The following is a 21,501-nucleotide window of genomic DNA, read 5'->3' as shown; positions in this document are numbered from 1 at the left end:
GCAATGGCCGATCTGCAAGCCATGGACGGTCACGTCCTCATTCCGGCACGGGATGGTGCGACGCTGGTATTCGCGCTCAACTGGTCGCCAGTCATCGGCAGCCGTGTCGATCGCCTGGCGCGCCGCAAAGCGCGCGAAGCGCGCGCCACGCACTACGTCCACGGGGGCACGGGCGCCGCGGCGGTGGGATGCGCGCGCCTACGCGGCCGCGTAGGCGCCTGCTATGCCGCCGCGCAGGTATTCGCGCGCCTGCATTCTCACGGGGCCGTGGCTGGCCTGCTTCCCATGCCGGACGGCCGTATGTGGCTGGCCGCCGCCCGCAACGGCGCCGTCATGGCGCGCGGCGATGCCGTCCATACAGATGAAGCGGCCGCCCGTGCAGCGCTGGGCGAACTCGATGCGGTACATCCTGGGCTGGCGCGCCAGGCAATAACGCTGACGGTGGAAGACCTTATCGCCGCGCTTGATCCTGCCGCGGCCCTGTGGCGGGTCGGTATTCCGTTGCGTCACGTTCCCGTACCGATACAAGGCGCTGCCTTGCTTATTATCCTTGCCCTCGCCCTTCCCCCCGCATGGCGCGCATGGAACGGCGTTGCGGATGTGGCGCCTGCTGCCGCGCTCCCGGATGCGGCCCAGGCATGGCGCGATGCCGTGGATCGGGCAGCCAGCGCCGTACGCGTCCACGATCCGCGCGAGCTCGCGCGGATCTTCGCCGCCCTGCGGCGTTTGCCCACCCGGCTGCAGGGCTGGTCGTTGCGTTCGGCGCGATGCCGGCCGCAGTCCATGGACTGGTCTTGCGTCGCCCGCTATGCCAGGACGGGCCCCCTGGCCACCAACCGAACGTTGGCGAACCAAGTGCCGAGTCCGGCGCGCGCGGCGTTTGTCTCCCTGGACGAAGCTGAAATTACGTGGCGGGTGCCCGGCCACGGGGCGCCGCTTCATCCGGATTCGGTGCCGGCGGCCGGGCATACCGAGCTGGTGGTCGCGAGCCTGTTGCAGACAGTGCGCGCGGCCTTCGCCCGTGTCGCACTGGGCGCCCCCGCGCCGCTGCCGGTGGTTGCGCCCCGCGATCCACACGGAGCCATGCTGCCGCCGCCCGCCGATCTGCCCCGCGTGAACCGGCGCGACATTGTCCTTCACGGGCCGCTGCGATCCTTCGCGCTGATCGCTGATCCTCCCGGCGCGGCATCGTGGACCGAGGTCACGCTGGATGTGCACCCCGACCGACCCGTGGATGTCACTCACAGTCCACTGATGGCGCAGCTCCAAGGAGTCCTCTATGAACGGGAATAGGCCTGCCCGACACGACATGGCACGGGCGCTGGCAGGTCTCGGGCTCCTCTCCATCGCTTTGCCTTGCGTGGGGTCGGAGAGGCCCGTGGCGGCTGCTGCGGACGCCGCCGCAACGATCGCAACGTCGCAGCCGATGGATGCCGAGGCGCCGCCGGCTTGGCCGGACGCCGGCGCGGTCGAGGAACTCCTTCGGCGCGAAACCCGTGCGGCCTTGGCCATGCAGCGTCGCCGTGAGCGTATGAACGAGATCCGGCTGGATGCTTCGGCGCCGAACGGGGCGCGCACCGCAGGGGTGGCTGAACCGGCCGGCGAGCGAAAAGCGGCATCGGGCGACGCGGATGGCGACGGGCCGGCCAGCCGCATCGACCTCGCGGCCATCTACGGCGTGGGCAAGCGCTTGCATGTCGAGATCCTGCACAACGGCCGGCGGCTGCGATATCGGCATGGCAAGAAGTGGCCCGACGAGGCGCCGGATGGCGCGGGCGCCTATGCCTTGCGCGCCATAGAAGGGTCTTGCGTCCGTTTGGACAGGACGGGTGATCAACGGCGCGTTTGCCTGACGCGCGTGGAATAAGGAAACGACATGTTGTTGCGACGCAATCCCACCGGCCTGGCGCCGTCACCGCGGGCCGTCCCGTTCGCGTTGCCGGACGAACCGGGGCAAGCGGCCACGATGCCCGCGGGCCTGCCCGTGCTGGCCACGCAAGACGACATTGCGCGCATCGCGCCTGCTTTTGCCCGTGCGCTCAGCCAGGAATTCGATCTTGCCGCGCTGGCGGGCCGCGTCTGTCCCGTGGCGCTGCAGGACGGCGCGGTGGCCATCTTCGCCCTGGCCGACTATGCGGCGGGCGATGCGGTCGATGAAGTCGAGCGCATGGTGTTGCGGCGGGGGCGGCGTCTTGCCCAGCCATCCCGCTACGTGCTGCCCGCGCCGCTGCTGCTCAGCGTGGCGCGCGGCCAACTCACCTTGGAAGGACTGCGCGACCGGCGCGGCGTCCTGGCGGACCGCCACAAGTCCGCCCTGGCGGCCGGTTTCTGCGAGATCGTCACATGGGGCGTCCGGAACGGCGCCAGCGATGTCCATTTGAACGTGCATCGCGAGCGGGCAGAGTCCGAGATCCGCTATACGATCTGCGGCCGCTACGTTGCACCGGCCCGTTTTCGCCACATGCCCACGGCCACCTTGATGGAAATGCTTGCGGTGGCATGGATGGACGTGCGCGGCGGCAACGGCGCGGTTTTCGATCCGCAGCTCGAGCAGCAGGGGCAACTGCATATCGACGTCGATGGGCGGCCGGTGATGTTGCGCTGGGCGTCCCTGGCTGCCGACAAAGGGCCTTCGGTCTGCCTGCGCCTATTGCGCTTGGACGCACTGCCTCAGGATGCGTCGCTGGAAAAGTTGGGCTATCTCGACAACCAGATCGATATGCTGAATCGTGCGCGCTGCGGCGACGGCGGGGCCATAGTGCTCGCCGGTGTGGTCGGTTCGGGGAAATCGACCACGATCGCCACCTTGATGCGCTCGCTGCCCGAAGGACGCAAGGTCATTACGCTGGAAGATCCGGTCGAGTACGTCATCGGGAACGCCCTGCAGAACACCATCGCGCGCAATCTCGACGACAGCCAGGCCACCGTGTTCGACGCCAAGCTCCGCACGGTGAAGCGTTCGGCGATGAACGACCTGCTGATCGGAGAGATCCGTGATGCCGAAACGGGAAGGGCTTTCATGGACCTCGCCAGTTCCGGCGTCAATCTTTATACGACCACGCACGCGGCATCCGCCTTGATGATTCCGGAACGCCTCGCTTCGGACTTCATCGGGGTGTCCCGCGACTTTCTCGCCACGCCCGGCGTGCTGAAGCTGCTGGTCTACCAAGCCTTGCTGCCGCGTCTGTGCCCGCACTGCGCCCTGCCCATCGAAAGCCTGCTGGAGGGCGACAACAGCGAGCGGTGGAGCGCCTGGATGCAGCGCTTCAGCGCCTTGTACGCGTTGCCGATCAAGGTGTTGCGCGTGCGCAATGCCTCAGGGTGCCCGCATTGCGTCAATGACGACCTGCCCCATTTGAACGGAACCAGCGGCAGAACGGTCGTCGCGGAGATGATCGAGCCCGGCAATGACGACATTCTCCTGCGTTGCATCAGGTCGCGCGACACGATAAGACTGCGCCGCTACCTGCGGGGACGCCGGCGCGCGCCCTTCGATAGCCCGGACATGGAAGGAAAAAGCGCACTGGAATGTGCGGTTTACAAGGCCGCGGCAGGCATCATCGACCGCCGCGAAATCGAATCACGCTTCCAATCGTTCGCCGCCATTGACCAGGAGCGGGAGCGTCGGCGCGAAGGGGGGCGCCAGCGCAGCGGGATGCGGGTTTACGCGGGCGGGCGCCGGCATCCCGTGCGCGGCGAGGATGCCCGCGCCCGCAGAGCGGGCCACGGCGCGATGGAGGAGGGCGTCCATGCGTGAACGGCGCGCCCGGACGTCCTTCCACCGATTGCTCCGCTTCATGCCGGCCGTTCCCGATACCCGGGCGCTGCTGCGATGGTGGGACGCCATGGTGTTTTCCCGCGACCGGGCCGACTACTACGCCTACCTGGCCGACATGGTGGAAGGGCTGCAGGGCCGCAAGACCCTGCGGGATTTGTTCGAGGACGACGCACGCCGTTTCGGGCGCGCAACCCCGCGCGGACGATTGGCCCGCCGGTGGGCCGACGCGCTGGAAGGCTGCGGCGGCGATCTCGCCATGGCATGGGCCGATTGTCTGCCCGCCGAAGAGCTGGCGCTGTTGCATGCTGCTCAGACAGGGGGCGTGGGGGCCCTGCCCGCGGCCTTGCGCGACCTTGCCCGAGCCGCAACGGTGGCCGGCGATGCGACGCGCATCTTCCGCGAAACCTTGGCCGCGGGCATGATCGCCTTGGCTGTCGCGGCCGGGGTCGCCTGCGCGGTGCCGTACTTCACCGCTCCGCGTTTACAGACGGTGTTTCAGGCCGTTCCACCCGTCTATTACGGGTCATCTACCCGCACTCTGTTCGCGTTCGGGACCGCGGTGCACCATGTCTTGCCGCTGGTGGCCGCCGTTGCCGCCGGAACGATGTGGCTGGCGCTGTGGTCGCTGCCGAATCTTGCGGGCCCCTTGCGGCAACGTCTGGACCGGTGGTTCATCTGGCGCCTATACCGGGATGTGAACGCCATCCGTTTCCTCGCCATGCTGTCCGTCCTGGTGCGCCAGCGCGCCAGCGTCGATATGCGGCTGCGGCAGGCGCTGTCCTTGCAGGCGGCGCTGGCGGGCCCATGGCTGTCCTGGCATATACGGGAAATGATCCGCCGCATCGATGCCGGGATGGTGGGGGCCGACAGCTTCGATACCGGCATGATCGAAAGGCGGACGTGGTGGTATCTGAGCGACATGGTCGCCGCCCACGGCATGGCCGCCGGTCTGGAGCGGGCTGCCGGGCGCGTGGCCCAGCGTGCCTTGGGCCATGTCCGCCGTGACGCCCACACACTGCGCTGGACCATGCTGCTGGCCGCGGTAAGCGCCGTGATCGCGATCGCTTTGTGGCACTACGCCGCCATCGACGACCTGCGGCGCGCCCTGACCAACATCTATGCCGCAGGCTAGGCCGTGCCGATGCGTGCTGCGCCATCCTTGCTCACCTTCGCGGCGGATCCTGGACTCGCCGCTTCCTCTCGCTTACCCATATTCGTACCCGCCATGACCGATACCCGTCTTTCCCAGCAAGGCTTCTCGCTCATCGAAGTCTCGATCGTCACCGCCATCGTCCTGCTGATCGCGATCATCGGCATTCCGGCGATCGGCAGCTACGTCATCGAAAACAAGGTCCCCAAGGTCGGCGAGGAGCTGCAGCGTTTCGTCGCCCGCGCCAAAGCCAATGCGCAAGGAGGCGGCGTCGCACCGTACCTGCATCTGCACGACGGCATGCTGGCCAACGCCTTGCGCGATTCCAGCGTTTTCACGGTGCGCGGCAGCGACGCGGCCGCCGTCGTGGCGCACGGCCTGGGAGGCAAGGGCGCCGCCGGGCATGGCACGATTTCACTGTCAGCGGCTTCCGTCGGAGGGGCGGGCCCGGGGTCTGGTTTCTCGCTGACGCTGACCAATGTCAATAATGCCGCCTGCCCCGGGCTGGCGTCGGTCATGCAGCGTGTTTCGGAAATCATCACCGTCGAAGGGGAGGGCGGGCCGACCCTCGTCAAGGATGGCACTGCGTCGCCGCCCCGGCCGTACGATGCCATGCTCGCGCAGGCCCAGTGCGCGCGCGGAGACGTGAATACCTTCGTTTTCACCACACGCTGACGGCAGCGGCGCATGTCGGTTGTCATGGCTTGCCGTGAAAGGCCCATCGCGTCCCATTGCCGTTCCGGCGCCATCACGCATCCGCGCCAAATGGCGGGATGGTCCGCATGCAACGGGCGCCAGGCTGGCGTGGCCCTGATCGAGCTGGCGATCGCGATGGCGGTGGTCTGCCTGCTCGTGGTCTGGGCGGCGGACAAGCTGCTCCACCAGGTCGATGAAGCGTCCGAGCAGGCGGCCGGGCGATGGCTCATTGACATGCAGCGGGGCCTGGAAGGCTTGCTGGCGCGTCACGGCGCTGTCCTGGGCGAGGGTGCCGCGCCGGCGGATGATCATGGACGTCCGCTGTATGCGGATCCCTTCTCCCCGACTGTCGCGGAGCTCAAGGCGCAAGGTCATCTGGATGGCGCATTTCCGGAGCGCGGCCCCTTGGCCATACACCCCATCGTTCGCATTTGGCGTGCAGGCGGCTGTCCGGGGCAGGCCTGCCGCGTGGACGCCATTGCCTATAGCGCGGCGCCGCTGCTGCGGGCAGGACAGCCGGATCTCGGGCGCATTGGCGGCATCCTGCTGGCCAGCGGCGGCGCCGGCGGGGCGGTGTCCCAGCTGGCGCCGCACCGTTTGCGCGGGGCCGGCTTCGATCTTCCCAATCCGCCGGCGCCCGGCATGGCGCCGCTCCCCGTCGGCACGGTGGCCGTGCGCGCGGGCCGGGAAGCCGCCGCCGGCAGCCGCTTCATCCAGCGGCGGGACGCTCGCAATCCCGATTTTCTTGGCGACCTGTCGGCACAGGGCGCGATATCGGCCAAGGGCCGGCTCGAAACCGATGGCCACCTCAAGCTTGGCGGCACGGCGATACCGGGCGAAGCCTGTGCCGAAAACGGCCTGCTGGCCCACGATGGCGAAGGGCGGCTGCTGAACTGCGTCGCAGGCGTATGGTCGGGCGCCGGCGGATTCGGCGGCGCCTTCTCATGGAACAGTGGCGGGGGATGCTCCCGGGCGCCCAATCCGCTCACCGGCCGGTGCGATTGCCCGCCAGGCTTTCGCGCGGTTCTCGTATCGTCGGGCGGTGTCGGCGATTGGACGGCACACGGCTGGACGGAAGGCTATGTCTGCGTCCGAACGCAGTCGCCAGGAATCGGACGTCCCGGACCCTGAGGGCGCCGGAGCACGCCGCCCTGAGGGCGCCAGAGCGCGCCGACCTGACGGGCGCGGGACCTGCCGGCAGGCCGGCGGCTGTCGTCTTGAAACAGCGGCAACCCTCTATAATCGAAGATTCGCCTTATGCCGACCGATTCATCCACGATGAAATCCTCCGAGATCCGCCAGAAGTTCCTGCAGTTCTTCCAGTCCAAGGGGCATACCATCGTCCCTTCGTCGTCGCTCGTTCCAGGCAACGACCCGACGCTGCTTTTCACGAACTCGGGAATGGTCCAGTTCAAGGACGTGTTCACCGGCAAGGAAACGCGCGCCTATACGCGCGCCACTTCCGCCCAGCGCAGCGTGCGGGCCGGGGGCAAGCACAACGACCTGGAGAACGTGGGCTACACGGCCCGGCATCACACCTTCTTCGAGATGCTGGGCAATTTCAGCTTCGGCGACTACTTCAAGCGGGATGCCATCCATTACGCCTGGGAGCTGCTGACCACGGTGTACAAGCTGCCTCAGGAAAAACTGTGGGTGACGGTCTATCACGAGGATGATGAGGCCTATGACATCTGGGCCAAGGAAGTCGGCGTTCCGGCAGACCGCATCGTGCGCATCGGCGATAACAAGGGCGCCCGGTACGCCTCTGACAACTTCTGGCAGATGGCCGAAACCGGCCCATGCGGCCCGTGCTCGGAAATCTTCTACGACCATGGCCCCGAAGTGTGGGGTGGCCCTCCGGGGTCCCCGGAAGAGGACGGCGACCGCTACATCGAGATCTGGAATCTGGTCTTTATGCAGTTTGAACGGGACGCCGCGGGCAATATGTCGCGCCTGCCCAAGCCCTGCGTCGATACGGGCATGGGGCTGGAGCGCATCTCGGCCGTCCTGCAGGGCGTGCACTCGAATTACGAGATCGACCTTTTCCAGAAGCTGATTGCGGCGGCGGCGCGCGAAACGGGTTGCCAGAACCTGGGAGACAACTCGCTCAAGGTCATCGCCGACCACATCCGGGCCTGTTCATTCCTGATCGTCGACGGCGTCATTCCCAGCAACGAGGGCCGCGGCTACGTCCTGCGCCGCATCGTGCGGCGCGCGCTGCGTCACGGCTACAAGTTGGGTCAGACCCAACCGTTCTTCCATCGGCTCGTGCCGGATCTGGTCGCCGAAATGGGCGAAGCCTATCCGGAACTCGCCAAGGCCGCCGACCGCGTCGCCCAGGTGCTCAAACAGGAAGAAGAGCGCTTCGGCGAGACCCTTGAGCACGGGATGAAAATCCTGGACGGCGCCCTGGCTGGCGTGGCGAAGGGCGGGCAACTCGACGGCACCACCCTGTTCACGCTTTACGACACCTATGGTTTCCCGGTTGACCTGACCGCGGACATCTGCCGCGAGCGCGGCGTGGAAGTGGACCTGGCCGGGTTCGACGCGGCCATGGCGCGCCAGCGCGAACAGGCTCGCGCCGCGGGCAAGTTCAAAATGGCCGAAGGGCTTTCATACGAGGGCGCCGAAACCCGTTTCGAAGGCTACGAGCGCATTGAAATGGACGACGTCCGGGTTCTGGCGCTGTATGCGGACGGCACTGCGGTGGATCGGATCCAGGCGGGGCAGGACGCGGTTGTCGTCCTGGATGCCACCCCGTTCTATGCGGAGTCGGGCGGCCAGGTCGGCGATACCGGGCTGCTGGAGGCCGCCGGTATGCGTTTCGCCGTGGCGGATACCCAGAAAATCCAGGCCGGCGTGTTCGGTCATCACGGCCGGCTCGAATCCGGCACGCTGTCGGTTGGAGACACGGTACTGGCGCGGGTCGATGCGGTGCGGCGCGCCCGGACGGTCCGCAATCATTCGGCAACGCACCTGATGCATAAGGCCCTGCGCGAAGTGCTCGGTTCGCACGTGCAGCAGCGCGGCTCCCTGGTGGATCCCGACAAGACCCGCTTCGATTTTGCGCACGATGCGCCATTGACCCCGGAGCAGATCGCCCGGGTCGAGGCCATTGTCAACGCCGAAATTCTGGCCAACCACCCGACGCAGGCCCGCGTGCTGCCGTATGACGAGGCCGTCAAGGGCGGCGCGATGGCGCTGTTCGGCGAAAAGTACGGCGATACGGTGCGTGTGCTCGATATCGGTTTCTCCCGCGAGCTTTGCGGCGGTACGCACGTCACGCGGACCGGCGACATCGGCATGTTCAAAATCGTTGCCGAGTCCGGCGTCGCTGCCGGCGTGCGTCGCGTCGAGGCAATCACGGGCGACAACACGCTGGCATGGGTGCAGGCGCAGACTGCGCTGCTGAACCGCGCCGCCAGCGCCTTGCGTTCGCCGGCGCCGGAACTGCCCGACCGCATTGCCCAGATTCAGGAGCAGATGAAGGCGCTCGAGAAGGATCTGGACCAGGCGCGCAGCAAGCTGGCGGCCAGCGCCGGCAACGACCTGGCGGCCCGCCAAACGGTGGAAGTAAAGGGCGTGAAGGTCTTGGCGGCGGGCATCGACGGAGCCGATCCCAAGGCGCTGCGCGGCATGGTCGACCAGCTCAAAGACAAGCTCAAGCCCGCGGTCGTGCTTCTGGCCGGTTCGGCCGATGGCAAGATCAGCGTGGTCGGGGGCGTGACCGCGGAGCTGACCGACCGCATCAAGGCGGGCGATCTGGTGGGCTTCGTGTCGGGCCAGATCGGCGGCAAGGGCGGCGGCCGACCCGATATGGCCATGGGCGGCGGAAACAATGTGACCGCGCTGCCGGCGGCGATCGCCAGCGTGCGCCAATGGGTGGACGAGCGGCTGTGATGAGCGACACCGACCGGGGCGGCACGCAAACGCCCGAAAACCAGTCCGGCGCCGAGGGGGCGCCGGCTGCCGACATGGAAATCGACGCGACGGGCCTGGCATGTCCACTGCCGATCCTGCGCGCCAAGAAGGCATTGGCGCAGCTGGAAAGCGGGCAGGTCCTGAAGGTGCTCACCACGGACCGCAACGCCATTCGGGATTTCCAGGCCTTTTGCCGCCAGACCGGCAACGCCCTGGTGCTTCAGAAGGAAGAAGGCGGGCGCGGTATCCATTACCTGCGCCGGCGCTGAGGTCCAAACCCCGCGGCGCGGCGCTCGCGCCACATCCGGGATTCAAAGCCGCATCGATTTGCCGCTATGGCCGTATCGATGCTAGAATCTACTGTTTTTCACAACTAATTCAAGGGATTACCTATGGTGGTGATTCGTCTGGCCCGTGGCGGCTCGAAAAAGCGTCCGTTCTACAACCTGGTTGCCACGGATTCGCGCAATCGTCGTGACGGCCGCTTCATCGAGCGCGTCGGCTTCTACAACCCGGTCGGCGGCGAAGGTACCGAAAACCTGCGCATCGCCCTGGACCGCGTGCAGTACTGGACGAGCAACGGCGCTCAGCTGTCGCCCGCCGTGGCGCGCCTGGTCAAGGACTATTCGGCCAAAGTGTCCGCCTCGGCCTGACCGAGCCGGTATCCTGCCCGCCGCTGTCGGCGCAAGGCCGATCCGCGGCAGACTGCGCCCGGTCTCGTTGGCGGTTGCCTCGGTGTTCGCACTGGTTGATGGCGCCCGCCGCGGCCGTTCCCGAGTTGGAGCGGGCCGTCATTGTTAATGCCGGGTTTTCATGATCCGTCCCGCGCCATGAGCCACGCCGCCTCGCCAGCCCTGGCGCCCGATGACCTGGTCGAACTGGGTCGGGTCGCCTCCGCCTATGGCGTCAAAGGCTGGATCAAGATCCAGCCGCATTCGGCCGACGCCGACGTGCTGTTGTCCGTCGTCTCCGCTTCCGTGCCCGCGCCCGCGCGCACGTGGTGGCTGACGCGCGCCGCTGCGCCTGGGGCGATCGCCAAGCCGCATCCGCCGCAGTCCTATGCCGTCAAGGCCGCGCGTCGGCACGGCGCGCATATCGTTGCCCAGTTGGCCGGCATCGACGACCGCGACCAGGCAGACGCGCTGCGCGGCATGGGGGTCAGCATGTCCCGCAGCGTATTCCCCGCGCCCGAAGAGGACGAATACTACTGGGTCGACCTGATCGGCTGCGCCGTTTATGGACAGGACGTTGCCGAGCCGGCTTTGCTGGGTGTCGTGGACGAGGTGCTCGACAACGGGGCACATGCCGTGTTGAAAGTCCTGCGTCAACGCCAGGCAGCCCCGGACGCGCCAGCCGAGCCGGTTCTGGACGCCAAGGGTCGCCCGGTAGAGGTCCTGGTGCCCTTCGTGCAGGCGCACATCCGCGCGGTTGATTTGGCCGGCCGCCGCATCGACAGCGACTGGCCGCTGGATTTCTGATGCGTTTCGACGTCGTGACCCTGTTCCCCGAGATGTTCGGGATCGTCAGGGACCTTGGCGTGACCGGACGCGCCCATACCCAGGGCCGCTGGGCCCTCCATGCCTGGAATCCTCGCGACTTTACGCATGACGTGCATCGCACCGTGGACGATCGCCCGTATGGCGGCGGCCCGGGCATGGTCATGATGGCTGCCCCATTGGCCGATGCCGTGCAGGCGGCTCAGGTGGCGCGGGCCGAGCCGGCGCCCGTGGTGCTGCTGTCTCCCACCGGCCGGCGCTTCGATCAACCGTTGGCCCAATCCATGGCCGGCGGGGCCGGCGCCATTCTGATTTGCGGGCGCTACGAGGGTGTGGACCAGCGCTTCATCGATCGCCATGTCACGGACGAAATTTCATTGGGGGACTTCGTGCTCTCCGGCGGGGAGCTGGCCGCCATGGCGATCATCGACGCGGTCGTCCGCCTGTTGCCGGGCGTGCTGAACGATGACGAGTCCGCCATACAGGACTCCTTCAATCCCGCCCTTTCCGGCCTGCTGGACAGCCCGCACTACACCCGGCCGGAAGTCTACGCGGGCGAAGCCGTGCCGGCGCCGCTGCTATCGGGCCATCATGCGCGCATTGCGCGTTGGCGCCGGGAGCAATCCCTGCGGCTGACGGCCGCCCGGCGTCCGGACCTTATCGAGCGCGCGCGGGAACAAGGGTGGCTGACCGCCGAAGACGAGCGTTTCCTGCGGTCCTTGCAAGACCTCCACTGAGCGGACGCCGGCAGCCTGGCGGCCGCCGGCCATCCCAAGCGATCAGCCTCGGGCCGCCAATCTGGACCGCTGCTCGCGAACCTTGACCAGCGTCTCACCGAACTGCGCCAGACGGGCTTTTTCCTGCTCGACCACCGCGGCAGGGGCGCGCTGCACAAAGCTGGCGTTAGACAATTTGCCGTTGGCCTTGGCGATTTCGCCTTCCAGGCGGGCGATCTCCTTGTCCAGTCGAGCAAGCTCGGCTTCGACGTCGATCTCGACGTGCAGCATCAGACGCGCGTCGCCGACCACCTGCACGGGCGCGCCCATGTCGGGCAGCGTCTGTACCACATCGACGGTCGTCAGCCGGGCCAGCGCAGCCAGGTAGGGGCCATTGCGCTCAAGCAGCGCCGCCGGCCCTTGGGCGATCAGCGGCACCTTCTGGGCCGGCGATAGATTCATCTCGCCCCGCAGCGCGCGCACTGCTTCCACCTGCGCCTTCAGCTCGGCCACGGCGGCCTCCGCTTCGCGGTCGATGACCTGAGGATTCGGCCGCGGGTAGGGCTGCACGCTGACGCTGTCCGCTTTGCCCGGCTCGCGCTTGCCGGCGACCACGGACACCTTCTGCCACAGCTCTTCGGTGATGAACGGGATGATTGGATGCGCCAGGCGCAACACGGCTTCGAGCACCCGGATCAGGGTCGCTCGCGTGCCGGCCTGCTGCGCGGGCGTGCCAGTCTGCAGCTGCACCTTCGCCAGCTCGACATACCAGTCGCAATACTCGTCCCAGATGAAGCGGTACAGCGCGTTGGCGATATTGTCGAAGCGGTAGTCCGCGAAACCGCGCGCCACTTCCGCTTCGAGCTCCTGCAGCTGGCTGATGATCCAGCGGTCGACGAAGCTCAGCTGCTGGTTCGCCGCGGTGCCGACGTCATGGCCCTCGGTGTTCATCAGCACGAAACGCGTGGCGTTCCAGAGCTTGTTGCAGAAGTTGCGATAGCCCTCGCACCGCTTCAGGTCGAAGTTAATGTTGCGCCCCAGCGTGGCGTAAGCCGCCATCGTGAAGCGCAGCGCGTCCGCGCCGAAGGCCGGAATGCCGTCCGGATACTGTTTGCGCGTGGCCTTCTCGATCGCCCCCGCCTGCTTCGGATTCATCAGGCCATAGGTACGCTTGGCCACCAGCGTTTCCAGGTCGACGCCGTCGATCAGATCGACCGGGTCCAGGGTGTTGCCCTTGGACTTGCTCATCTTCTGGCCGTCGGCGTCGCGGATCAGGCCGTGCACGTAGACGTGCCGGAACGGAATCTGTCCGGTCAAGTGCGTGGTCATCATCACCATGCGCGCGACCCAGAAGAAAATGATGTCGAAACCGGTGACCAGCACGCTGGACGGCAGATAGCGCGACAAATCCGGCGTCTCTTCCGGCCAGCCAAGGGTGGTGAACGGCACGAGCGCCGACGAGAACCAGGTGTCCAGGACGTCCGGGTCCCGGGTCAGCGGACCTTCCACACCTGCCGCACGCGCCTGTGCAATGGCTTCGGCTTCATCATGCGCCACGAAGATCTGCCCGTCCGGCGCATACCATGCCGGAATCTGGTGGCCCCACCACAGCTGGCGCGAAATGCACCAGTCCTGGATGTTGTCCAGCCACTGGTTGTAGACCGCGGTCCAGTTCTCGGGATGGAAAGTGATGCGGCCGTCGGCGACGACTTCGAGCGCCACCTGGGTGATGCTCTTGCCGGGATGCAGCGTCCCTTCGGGCGCCGGCTTGCTCATCGCGACGAACCACTGGTCGGTGAGCATGGGTTCCAGCACGACACCGGTGCGGTCGCCCTTGGGCTGCATCATCTTGTGCGGTTCCACGCGCACCAGGTATCCCTGGTCTTCCAGGGCCTGCACCACCGCCTTGCGCGCCTCGTAGCGCTCCATGCCGCGGAAGGCGGCGGGGCCGTTTTCGTTGATGTGCGCGTCCGGCGTGAAGATCACGATCATCGGCAGGTTGTGCCGCAACGCGCAGGCATAGTCGTTGAAATCGTGCGCGCCGGTGATCTTGACGCAACCCGTGCCGAAGTCCGGATCCACGAAGTCGTCCGCGATGATCGGGATGTTCCGGTCGCACAGCGGCAGCTCGACGTACTTGCCCACCAGATGCTTGTAGCGCGCGTCATCCGGGTGCACGCACAGGGCGCCGTCGGCCAGCATGGTTTCCGGGCGGGTTGTGGCGATGGTCATGCCGCGCAGCGTCACCGTGTTGCCTTCCCGGTCCACGATGGTCTGCGGTCCGTCCACGAAGGGGTACTCGATATGCCACATGAAGCCGTCCGTTTCCTCGGACTGGACCTCCAGGTCCGACACGGCGGTGAGCAGCTTGGGGTCCCAATTGACCAGCCGCTTGCCGCGATAGATCAGGCCTTCGCGGTACAGCCGCACGAAGGTTTCCACCACGCCGCGCGACATGCGCTCGTCCATGGTGAAGTACTCGCGCGTCCAGTCCGCCGAGGAGCCGAGCCGGCGGACCTGGCCGGTAATCGTATTGCCCGACTGCTGCTTCCATTCCCAGACTTTTTCGACGAACTTTTCGCGCCCCAGGTCGTGGCGCGAAATCTGCTGGGCGTCGAGCTGCCGCTGGACGACGATCTGCGTGGCGATGCCGGCGTGATCGGTCCCCGGAATCAGCACCGTATCGTCCCCCGACATTCGGTGGTAGCGGGCCAGCCCATCCATGATGGTCTGGTTGAACGCATGGCCCATGTGCAATGTCCCAGTCACATTGGGCGGGGGAAACTGGATGGTGTAGTTGCCCGAGGACGCGCCGCCTTCCACGTGCCGGCCCGCCTTGAAATAGCCGCGCCGGTCCCATTCGGCGTACCAGCGCGCCTCGATTTCGGCGGGTTCGAAGCTCTTGGATAGTTCCTGCGGTTCGTTTTGGGGTGCGGCTTTGTTCATTGCGCGATTCCAGCTGATTGCGGGCGCCGGAGGCGGCCCTGCGGCCCCGGGCGGTTACGCCGGGGAAACCCGCAATTTTAAGATGTAGACGCCAATCGCGGCGTGCTAGAATGTCCGGTTACTGTAAACCTAGTAGAAGTCCCTGTTTTTATTGGAGTTTTCATGCCCATCGAACGCACCCTCTCGATCATCAAGCCCGACGCCGTGGCAAAGAATGTTATCGGCCAGATCGTGGCCCGTTTCGAGCAGGCCGGCCTGAAGGTGATTGCCGCGCGCATGCTGCAATTGTCGCGCGCCGACGCCGAGCGTTTCTACGCCGTCCATAAGGATCGCCCCTTCTTCAAGGATCTGGTCGATTTCATGGTTTCCGGCCCGGTGTTCGTGCAGGTGCTGGAAGGCGAAAACGCCATCCAGAAGAACCGCGACCTGATGGGCGCCACCGACCCGAAGAAGGCAGCTCCCGGCACCATCCGCGCCGACTTTGCCGACAGCATCGACGCCAATGCCGTGCACGGTTCGGACGCTCCTGAAACCGCCGCGGTGGAAGTGGCCTTCTTCTTCCCCGAAATCAACATCCACAGCCGCTGATCGCAGCGCCGCGCGAGCCTCATGAATTCCGACGAACGTGTCAATCTGCTGGGCCTGGACGGTTCCGAGCTGACCGCGCTGGTGCAGCGCTGGGGCGGCAAGCCTTTCCGCGCCCGGCAACTGCAGCGCTGGGTCCACCAGCGCGGCGCCGACACGTTCGACGCCATGACGGACCTCGCGCGGGATTTCCGCGCGCAATTGGCGGGCCAGTGCGAAATCCGCGCGCTGCCCGTGGTCACCGAGCAGAAATCCGCCGACGGCACGCGCAAGTGGCTGTTCGACGTGGGGCAGGGCAACGCCATAGAAACCGTCTTCATCCCGGAAGACGACCGCGGCACCCTTTGCATCTCCAGCCAGGCGGGCTGCACCGTGGCCTGCCGTTTCTGCTCCACCGGCCATCAAGGCTTCAACCGCAATCTGCACGCCAGCGAAATCATCGGGCAGCTGTGGTGGGCCCGCAAAGTGCTCGAAGGCGATCTCGCCAGCGCCCGCCTGCCGTCCGCAAAGGCCGGCGCGCAGCCGGACAGCCGCGTGGTCAGCAACGTGGTGATGATGGGCATGGGCGAGCCCCTGCTCAATTACGACCAGGTGCTGACGTCGCTGCGGCTGATGCTGGACGACAATGCCTATGGGCTGTCCCGCCGGCGCGTCACGGTATCCACCTCGGGCGTCGTGCCCATGATGGATCGCCTGTCGCAGGATTGCCCCGTGGCGCTGGCCGTGTCGCTGCACGCGCCCAATGACGCCTTACGCGATCACCTGGTCCCGCTGAACCGCAAGTATCCGCTGGCCGAGCTGCTGGCGGCCTGCAATCGCTACCTGGCGTACGCGCCCCGCGACTTCATTACTTTCGAATACGTCATGCTCGACGGCGTCAACGACTCCGACGAACATGCACGGGAATTGGTCGGCATCGCCCGCCAGGTGCGGTGCAAGATCAACCTGATCCCGTTCAATCCCTTCCCGCAATCCGGCCTGAAGCGCTCGCCCTCGGCCCGTGTCCGGATCTTCGCGCAGCGGCTGATGGATGCCGGCGTCATCACCACCGTGCGCAAGACGCGCGGCGACGATATCGACGCCGCCTGCGGCCAGCTGGCCGGCGAGGTGCGCGACCGCACCCGGATCACCGAACGTATCGCCGAGCAGCGCAAGGCCATTCCGATCAAGCAGGTGCACGCATGACAGAGACTCCCGCCACGCCCGCCGCCACGCAAACCGGCTCCGATACCGCCGGTGAAAAGGCGGTGGGCGGCGCGCTGCGGTCGCTGCGCATCAGCAAGGGCTGGTCGCTGGAAGAAGTGGCCGGCCGCATCAAGTTTGCGCCGCGCCAGATCGCCGCGCTGGAAGAAGAACGCTGGGAAGACCTTCCCACGGGTATTTCCCTGCGCGGCCTGGTGCGCAGCTACGCGCGGCTGCTGGGCGCCGACGCCGAAGCCATCGTCGCGTCGCTCGACCCCCATTTGCGCGGGGCGCAGCCCGCAAGGCTGGCGCAGGGCGGCCTGCACGCGCCGCGCGGCGCCCTGCCCGCGGAAGAAGAGCGCGGTTCCTCCTCGTGGGGCTGGTGGCTCGTGATCCTGCTGGTCATCGTGGCTGCCGCCGTTTACGGCTTCTGGCAAGGCTGGCTGCCCGGTCACTGGATCTCGGGCCTGCTGCCCCATTCCGGGCATTGACGGCTGCCCCGCCGCCTCGAATTTCCGTTTTGTCCAACCGCGCTTCGACGCCTCTCGCCATGCAAGAACCGACACCGCCCTGCCAGGATCAAGCGCCGCCCCCCGTGGGCCCCGCGGCCCGTCATCCTACGCGCGCCGTGCGGGTGCAGTGGAACGGGCGGGTCGTCACCATCGGCGGCGACGCGCCCGTGGTCGTGCAATCCATGACCAATACGGACACCGCCGACGCCATCGCCACCGCCATCCAGGTCCGCGAGCTCGCGCAGGCGGGCTCGGAAATGGTCCGCATCACGGTCAATACGCCCGAGGCCGCGCGCGAAGTGCCGGCCATCCGCGAGCAGCTCGACCGCATGGGCGTGGACGTCCCGCTGGTGGGCGACTTTCACTACAACGGCCACAAGCTGTTGACGCAATTCCCCGAATGCGCGCAGGCGCTTTCGAAGTACCGCATCAACCCGGGCAACATGGGCGGCGGCAAGAAGCGTGACGACAACTTCGCCCAGATGATCGAAGTCGCCTGCCGCTACGACAAGCCCGTACGCATCGGCGTGAACTGGGGCAGCCTGGACCACGAGCTGATGGCGCGCAAGATGGACGAAAACAACCGTCGCGCCGAACCCTGGGAAGCGCAGGCCGTCATGCGCGACGCCCTGGTGGTGTCCGCCATCAGCAATGCGCGCCGGGCCGAAGAGCTTGGTCTGGCAGGCGACAAGATCATTCTTTCCTGCAAGGTCAGCCATGTGCAGGACCTCATTGCCGTCTATCGCGACCTCGCAGCCCGCTGCGACTATCCGCTGCATCTCGGGCTGACCGAAGCCGGCATGGGAAGCAAGGGCATCGTCGCATCGACGGCGGCCCTGGCCGTCCTGCTGCAGGAAGGCATCGGCGACACCATCCGCATCTCGCTCACGCCGGAACCCGGCGGCGATCGGACGCGCGAAGTCGTCGTGGCCCAGGAAATCCTGCAAAGCATGGGGCTGCGCGCCTTCACGCCCATGGTAGTCGCCTGCCCGGGATGCGGGCGCACCAGCAGCACGGTTTTCCAGGAACTGGCCGATAGCATCCAGGGGTATCTGCGCCGCCAGATGCCGGTTTGGCGCACGCGGTATCCGGGCGTCGAAACGATGAACGTCGCCGTCATGGGTTGCGTGGTCAACGGCCCCGGCGAAAGCCGGCATGCCGATATCGGCATCAGCCTGCCGGGAACTGGCGAGGTGCCCGCGGCGCCGGTGTTCATCGACGGCGAAAGAACCGTGACGCTCAAGGGCGACCATATCGCCGAAGAGTTCCAGTCCATCGTCGAAGACTACGTCGCACGCCGCTATGGCGTGCCGGTTTCACAATAGAAGAAGGGTACGGCGTACGCCGCGCATGCATCGCGGCGCGCATCACGACATGACGCAAGCTTTCCAGAAAGTCGCCGCCATCCGCGGCATGAACGATGTCCTGCCCGGCGCCGGCGCCCGCTGGGAACAATTCGAGGAAATCGTGCGCGATTGGCTGCATGCATACGGCTATCGCAACGTACGCACGCCCGTGCTCGAACACACGCGCCTGTTCGCGCGCGGCATCGGCGAGGTTACGGACATCGTCGAAAAAGAGATGTACACCTTCACCGACGCGCTGAACGGCGAATCGCTCACCATGCGTCCGGAAATAACCGCGGGCATCGTGCGCGCCAGCATCGAGCACAATCTGCTCTACGACCGTCCACATCGGGTGTATTCGATGGGGCCGGTGTTTCGCCATGAAAGGCCGCAGCGCGGCCGATATCGGCAGTTTCACCAGATCGACGTCGAAGCGCTCGGTTTCGCCGGGCCGGACGTGGATGCCGAACTCATCGTCATGCTGGCGCGGCTCTGGAAGCGCCTCGGCCTGACCGACGTGCGGCTGGAGCTGAACTCGCTGGGACAGCCTGCCGAACGCGCCGCCCACCGCGCCGCGCTGATCGAGCATCTCGAGCGCCATCGCGACGTGCTGGACGAGGACGGGCTGCGCCGCATGTACAGCAATCCGCTGCGCGTGCTGGACACCAAGAACCCTGCCATGCAGGCAATGGCGGACAGCGCGCCGCGCCTGTTCGATTTCCTGGGCGAGGAATCGCGCGCCCACTTCGATGGCGTGCGGGCCCGGCTGGACGACGCAGGCATTGCCTACCGCCTCAATCCCCGTCTGGTCCGCGGCCTGGACTACTACAACCTGACCGTATTCGAGTGGGTAACCGACCGTCTCGGCGCGCAGGGCACGGTATGCGGCGGCGGACGCTACGACGGGCTGATCGAATTGCTCGGCGGAAAGCCGGCGCCCGCGGTCGGGTTCGCCATCGGCATGGAGCGTCTGCTGGATCTCTGGGAACAGACTGTCCCGGCCGAACCCGTGCCCGAATGCGAGGTCTACATCGTCCACCAGGGCGATGAAGCCCAGCGGCTGGCCGCCCGGGTCGGCGAGCAACTGCGCGATGCCGGACTTTCCGTTATCGTCCACGCCGGCGCGGCGAGCTTTAAGTCGCAATTCAAGCGTGCCGATGCCAGCGGCGCCCGAGTTGCGGTTATTCTTGGCGCCGACGAAGTGGCCGCCGGTACGGCGGGCGTCAAGCCGCTGCGCGGCGAAGCCGATGGCGGCCAGCGGCAGGTACCGCTGGCCGAACTCGCCGAGGCGCTGCGCGGCTGAATGCCGCGGCCGCCGTCCGTTTTGAAATTGTGGGTCCGGCAGGACATGTGAGCATGGCATACGATCTCGAAGAACAGGAAAAACTCGACGCATTGAAGGCCTGGTGGGCGCGCTATGGCATGCTGGTGACCATCGTGGTCGCGCTGGCGGCCATCGGCTGGGGAGGCTGGGCCGGATGGCAGACGTGGCAGTCGCACGTCAGCCGCCAGGCCATGGGCTATTTCGAAGCGCTGGAAGATGCGGCGCGCATCGGCGGGACCGACGCCGTTGCGCGCATCAAGGCCGCCGCCGGCACGCTGCGCGAGGACTATCCCAATACCGGCTACGCCGCGCGCGGAGTGCTGGTCGCGGCGCAGGCGCTGCAAGCGCAGAACGACCTTCAAGGTGCGCGCGAGCAGCTCGAATGGCTGGCGGGGCAGCGCAAGCAGACGGCTTTGCAGCCCATCGCAAAACTCAGGCTCGCCGGACTGCTGCTGGATCAAAAGCAATACGACGCCGCGCTGGCGCAGCTGCAGGATCCGCCGCCGCCGTTCGCCGCGCTGTACGCCGACCGCCGTGGCGACATCCTGGCCGCCCAGGGCAAGACCCAGGAAGCGCGCGCCGCCTGGCAGAGCGCGATCGATGGTCTGGGCGCTGCCAATCCCCTGACGCCCGTTGTTCGCTTGAAACTCGATGCCTTGAGCGGAGCCTGATTCCGATGTCCATGTCTGTTTTCCGCCGTTCGGTCGTCCTGGCCGCCTGCATGTCGACGTTGCTGGCTCTGGGCGCCTGCTCCATCTTCTCGAAAGACGATACGCGCTACGACCCGGCGCCGCTGACCGAATACAAACCGGGCATGTCGGTGCGTCAGGTATGGTCCGTGTCGGCCGGCAGCGGCAGCGGTCTGGGCTTCTATCCCACGGTCGTGGGTGAAGCCGTCTACGCCGCCACGCCCAACGGCACGGTGGGTAAATACGATCTGCTGAGCGGCCGGGCGCTCTGGCGCACCGACGCCAAGACCGACCTCAGCGCGGGCGCCGGCAGCGATGGGGTCACCACCGTCGTGGCCAGCGCAGGCGGCGACGTGATTGCGTTCGACGATACCGGCAAGCTCATTTGGAAAGTGCGCGCGACCAGCGAGGTCGACCAGCCGCCCGTGGTCGGCCATGGTCTGGTCGTCGTCCGTACTGGCGACTACCGCATCACCGCTTACGACGCGCGCAGCGGCGACCGAGTATGGAGCGTGCAGCGCCCCGGTCCCGCGCTCGCCCTGCGCACGAGTTCCCGGATGATCATGGCCGAAGGCCTCGTCATCGCCGGCCTGCCGGGCGGCAAGATGATGGCGATCAACGGCGATAGCGGCAATGTCCAATGGGAAGGCACCGTCGCCACCGCCAGAGGGGGGAGCGACCTGGAGCGCCTGAACGACGTGGTGGGCGCGCCTCACCTGATCGGCCCCCTGATGTGCGCCGTCGCCTACCAGGGCCGCATCGTATGCTTTGACGTCTCCCAGGGCGGGCGTACTGTCTGGGCCAAGGACTTCTCCAGCGCCGTCGGTCTGGGCGCGGACGAAACCGCCGTCTACGCCCCGGACCAGCACAGCACCGTGTTTGCCTTCAGTCTGCGCGACGGCACCAATCTGTGGAAGCAGGACGCCTTGCGCAACCGGCATTTGACCGCGCCCGTTCCCATCGGACCCGCCGTGGCCGTGGGCGACTATGATGGCTATGTGCACTTCCTGTCGCGCGAGGACGGCCGTCTGCTGGCGCGCCTGTCCGTGGGTGGGGACGCCATCGTGTCGCCGCTGCAAGTTACCTCCCAGGGCGTGCTGGTCCAGACCGGAAACGGCAATCTGGTCATGATCGGAACCAACTGAACCTTACGCGTCTTC

Annotated in this window: 19 protein-coding genes; 18 read left to right on the top strand and 1 reads right to left on the bottom strand. The window is 66.7% G+C overall.

Features of this window, described 5'->3' with window-relative positions:
• The first annotated feature begins 3 nt into the window (after positions 1-3).
• The 11 genes from CAL13_RS14105 to trmD all read left to right on the top strand — a co-directional run bounded on the left by CAL13_RS14105 (position 4) and on the right by trmD (position 11,778).
• Positions 4-1,293 (top strand): type 4b pilus protein PilO2, encoded by a 1,290-nt coding sequence (locus CAL13_RS14105; RefSeq protein ID WP_086072723.1) that lies wholly within the window; start codon positions 4-6, stop codon positions 1,291-1,293.
• Between the two features lie 85 nt (positions 1,294-1,378).
• Positions 1,379-1,867 carry a hypothetical protein gene (locus CAL13_RS14100; RefSeq protein WP_086057956.1) on the top strand — a complete coding sequence of 163 codons (489 nt, stop codon included), beginning with the start codon at positions 1,379-1,381 and terminating at the stop codon, positions 1,865-1,867.
• Between the two features lie 99 nt (positions 1,868-1,966).
• A complete protein-coding gene (locus CAL13_RS14095) occupies positions 1,967-3,757 on the top strand; it encodes an ATPase, T2SS/T4P/T4SS family (RefSeq protein ID WP_086073657.1) in 1,791 nt (596 codons plus the stop codon).
• The gene (locus tag CAL13_RS14090; protein WP_232467663.1) at positions 3,750-4,910 is read left to right on the top strand and encodes a general secretion pathway protein; all 1,161 of its coding nucleotides are present in this window, start codon (positions 3,750-3,752) and stop codon (positions 4,908-4,910) included. Before CAL13_RS14095 ends, CAL13_RS14090 begins: the two co-directional genes overlap by 8 nt.
• A 93-nt stretch (positions 4,911-5,003) precedes the next feature.
• Positions 5,004-5,603 (top strand): type 4 pilus major pilin, encoded by a 600-nt coding sequence (locus CAL13_RS14085; RefSeq protein WP_086057954.1) that lies wholly within the window; start codon positions 5,004-5,006, stop codon positions 5,601-5,603.
• 90 nt (positions 5,604-5,693) lie between these two features.
• Entirely contained in the window at positions 5,694-6,755 is a 1,062-nt protein-coding gene (locus CAL13_RS14080) for a prepilin (RefSeq protein ID WP_157664880.1), read from the top strand.
• Positions 6,756-6,902: 147 nt separating this feature from the next.
• Positions 6,903-9,524: an alanine--tRNA ligase gene (gene alaS / locus CAL13_RS14075; RefSeq protein ID WP_086073655.1), complete on the top strand. Its 2,622-nt coding sequence runs from the start codon at positions 6,903-6,905 to the stop codon at positions 9,522-9,524.
• Between the two features lie 74 nt (positions 9,525-9,598).
• Positions 9,599-9,814 (top strand): sulfurtransferase TusA family protein, encoded by a 216-nt coding sequence (locus CAL13_RS14070; RefSeq protein WP_086073654.1) that lies wholly within the window; start codon positions 9,599-9,601, stop codon positions 9,812-9,814.
• 123 nt (positions 9,815-9,937) lie between these two features.
• Complete coding sequence (gene rpsP / locus CAL13_RS14065; protein ID WP_086057951.1) at positions 9,938-10,198, top strand: 30S ribosomal protein S16; 261 nt, start codon at positions 9,938-9,940, stop codon at positions 10,196-10,198.
• 177 nt (positions 10,199-10,375) lie between these two features.
• Positions 10,376-11,023: a ribosome maturation factor RimM gene (gene rimM / locus CAL13_RS14060; protein ID WP_086057950.1), complete on the top strand. Its 648-nt coding sequence runs from the start codon at positions 10,376-10,378 to the stop codon at positions 11,021-11,023.
• Positions 11,023-11,778, top strand: coding sequence for a tRNA (guanosine(37)-N1)-methyltransferase TrmD (gene trmD, locus CAL13_RS14055; RefSeq protein WP_086072721.1), 756 nt, complete (start codon positions 11,023-11,025; stop codon positions 11,776-11,778). The genes rimM and trmD overlap by 1 nt, the downstream gene beginning before the upstream one ends.
• 42 nt (positions 11,779-11,820) lie before the next feature.
• Here trmD and CAL13_RS14050 read toward each other — a convergent pair whose 3' ends face one another.
• On the bottom strand, positions 11,821-14,703 hold the full coding sequence (locus CAL13_RS14050; protein WP_086072720.1) for a valine--tRNA ligase: 2,883 nt from the start codon (positions 14,701-14,703) through the stop codon (positions 11,821-11,823).
• A 162-nt stretch (positions 14,704-14,865) separates the two neighbouring features.
• On the opposite strand from CAL13_RS14050, the gene ndk reads away from it, so the two are divergent.
• Genes ndk through bamB form a run of 7 tightly spaced genes read left to right on the top strand, consistent with a single transcriptional unit; the run spans position 14,866 to position 21,486 of the window.
• Positions 14,866-15,291, top strand: coding sequence for a nucleoside-diphosphate kinase (ndk, locus tag CAL13_RS14045; RefSeq protein WP_086057947.1), 426 nt, complete (start codon positions 14,866-14,868; stop codon positions 15,289-15,291).
• Positions 15,292-15,312: 21 nt separating this feature from the next.
• A complete protein-coding gene (rlmN, locus tag CAL13_RS14040; RefSeq protein WP_086057946.1) occupies positions 15,313-16,473 on the top strand; it encodes a 23S rRNA (adenine(2503)-C(2))-methyltransferase RlmN in 1,161 nt (386 codons plus the stop codon).
• Positions 16,470-16,961 (top strand): helix-turn-helix domain-containing protein, encoded by a 492-nt coding sequence (locus tag CAL13_RS14035; RefSeq protein WP_086072719.1) that lies wholly within the window; start codon positions 16,470-16,472, stop codon positions 16,959-16,961. Before rlmN ends, CAL13_RS14035 begins: the two co-directional genes overlap by 4 nt.
• A 59-nt stretch (positions 16,962-17,020) precedes the next feature.
• Positions 17,021-18,307, top strand: a complete 1,287-nt coding sequence (gene ispG, locus CAL13_RS14030; protein ID WP_086057944.1) for a flavodoxin-dependent (E)-4-hydroxy-3-methylbut-2-enyl-diphosphate synthase — start codon at positions 17,021-17,023, stop codon at positions 18,305-18,307.
• Between the two features lie 49 nt (positions 18,308-18,356).
• Complete coding sequence (gene hisS / locus CAL13_RS14025; protein WP_086073653.1) at positions 18,357-19,631, top strand: histidine--tRNA ligase; 1,275 nt, start codon at positions 18,357-18,359, stop codon at positions 19,629-19,631.
• 53 nt (positions 19,632-19,684) lie between these two features.
• Positions 19,685-20,323, top strand: coding sequence for a YfgM family protein (locus CAL13_RS14020; RefSeq protein ID WP_086057943.1), 639 nt, complete (start codon positions 19,685-19,687; stop codon positions 20,321-20,323).
• A gap of 5 nt (positions 20,324-20,328) precedes the next feature.
• Complete coding sequence (gene bamB / locus CAL13_RS14015) at positions 20,329-21,486, top strand: outer membrane protein assembly factor BamB (RefSeq protein ID WP_086072718.1); 1,158 nt, start codon at positions 20,329-20,331, stop codon at positions 21,484-21,486.
• Positions 21,487-21,501: the final 15 nt, after the last annotated feature.

The sequence above is a fragment of the Bordetella genomosp. 9 genome (assembly GCF_002119725.1).
Classification (GTDB): Bacteria; Pseudomonadota; Gammaproteobacteria; order Burkholderiales; family Burkholderiaceae_B; genus Bordetella_C.
Note: the sequence above shows the minus strand (reverse complement) of the source record. Positions and strands in the feature narration are given on the sequence as shown.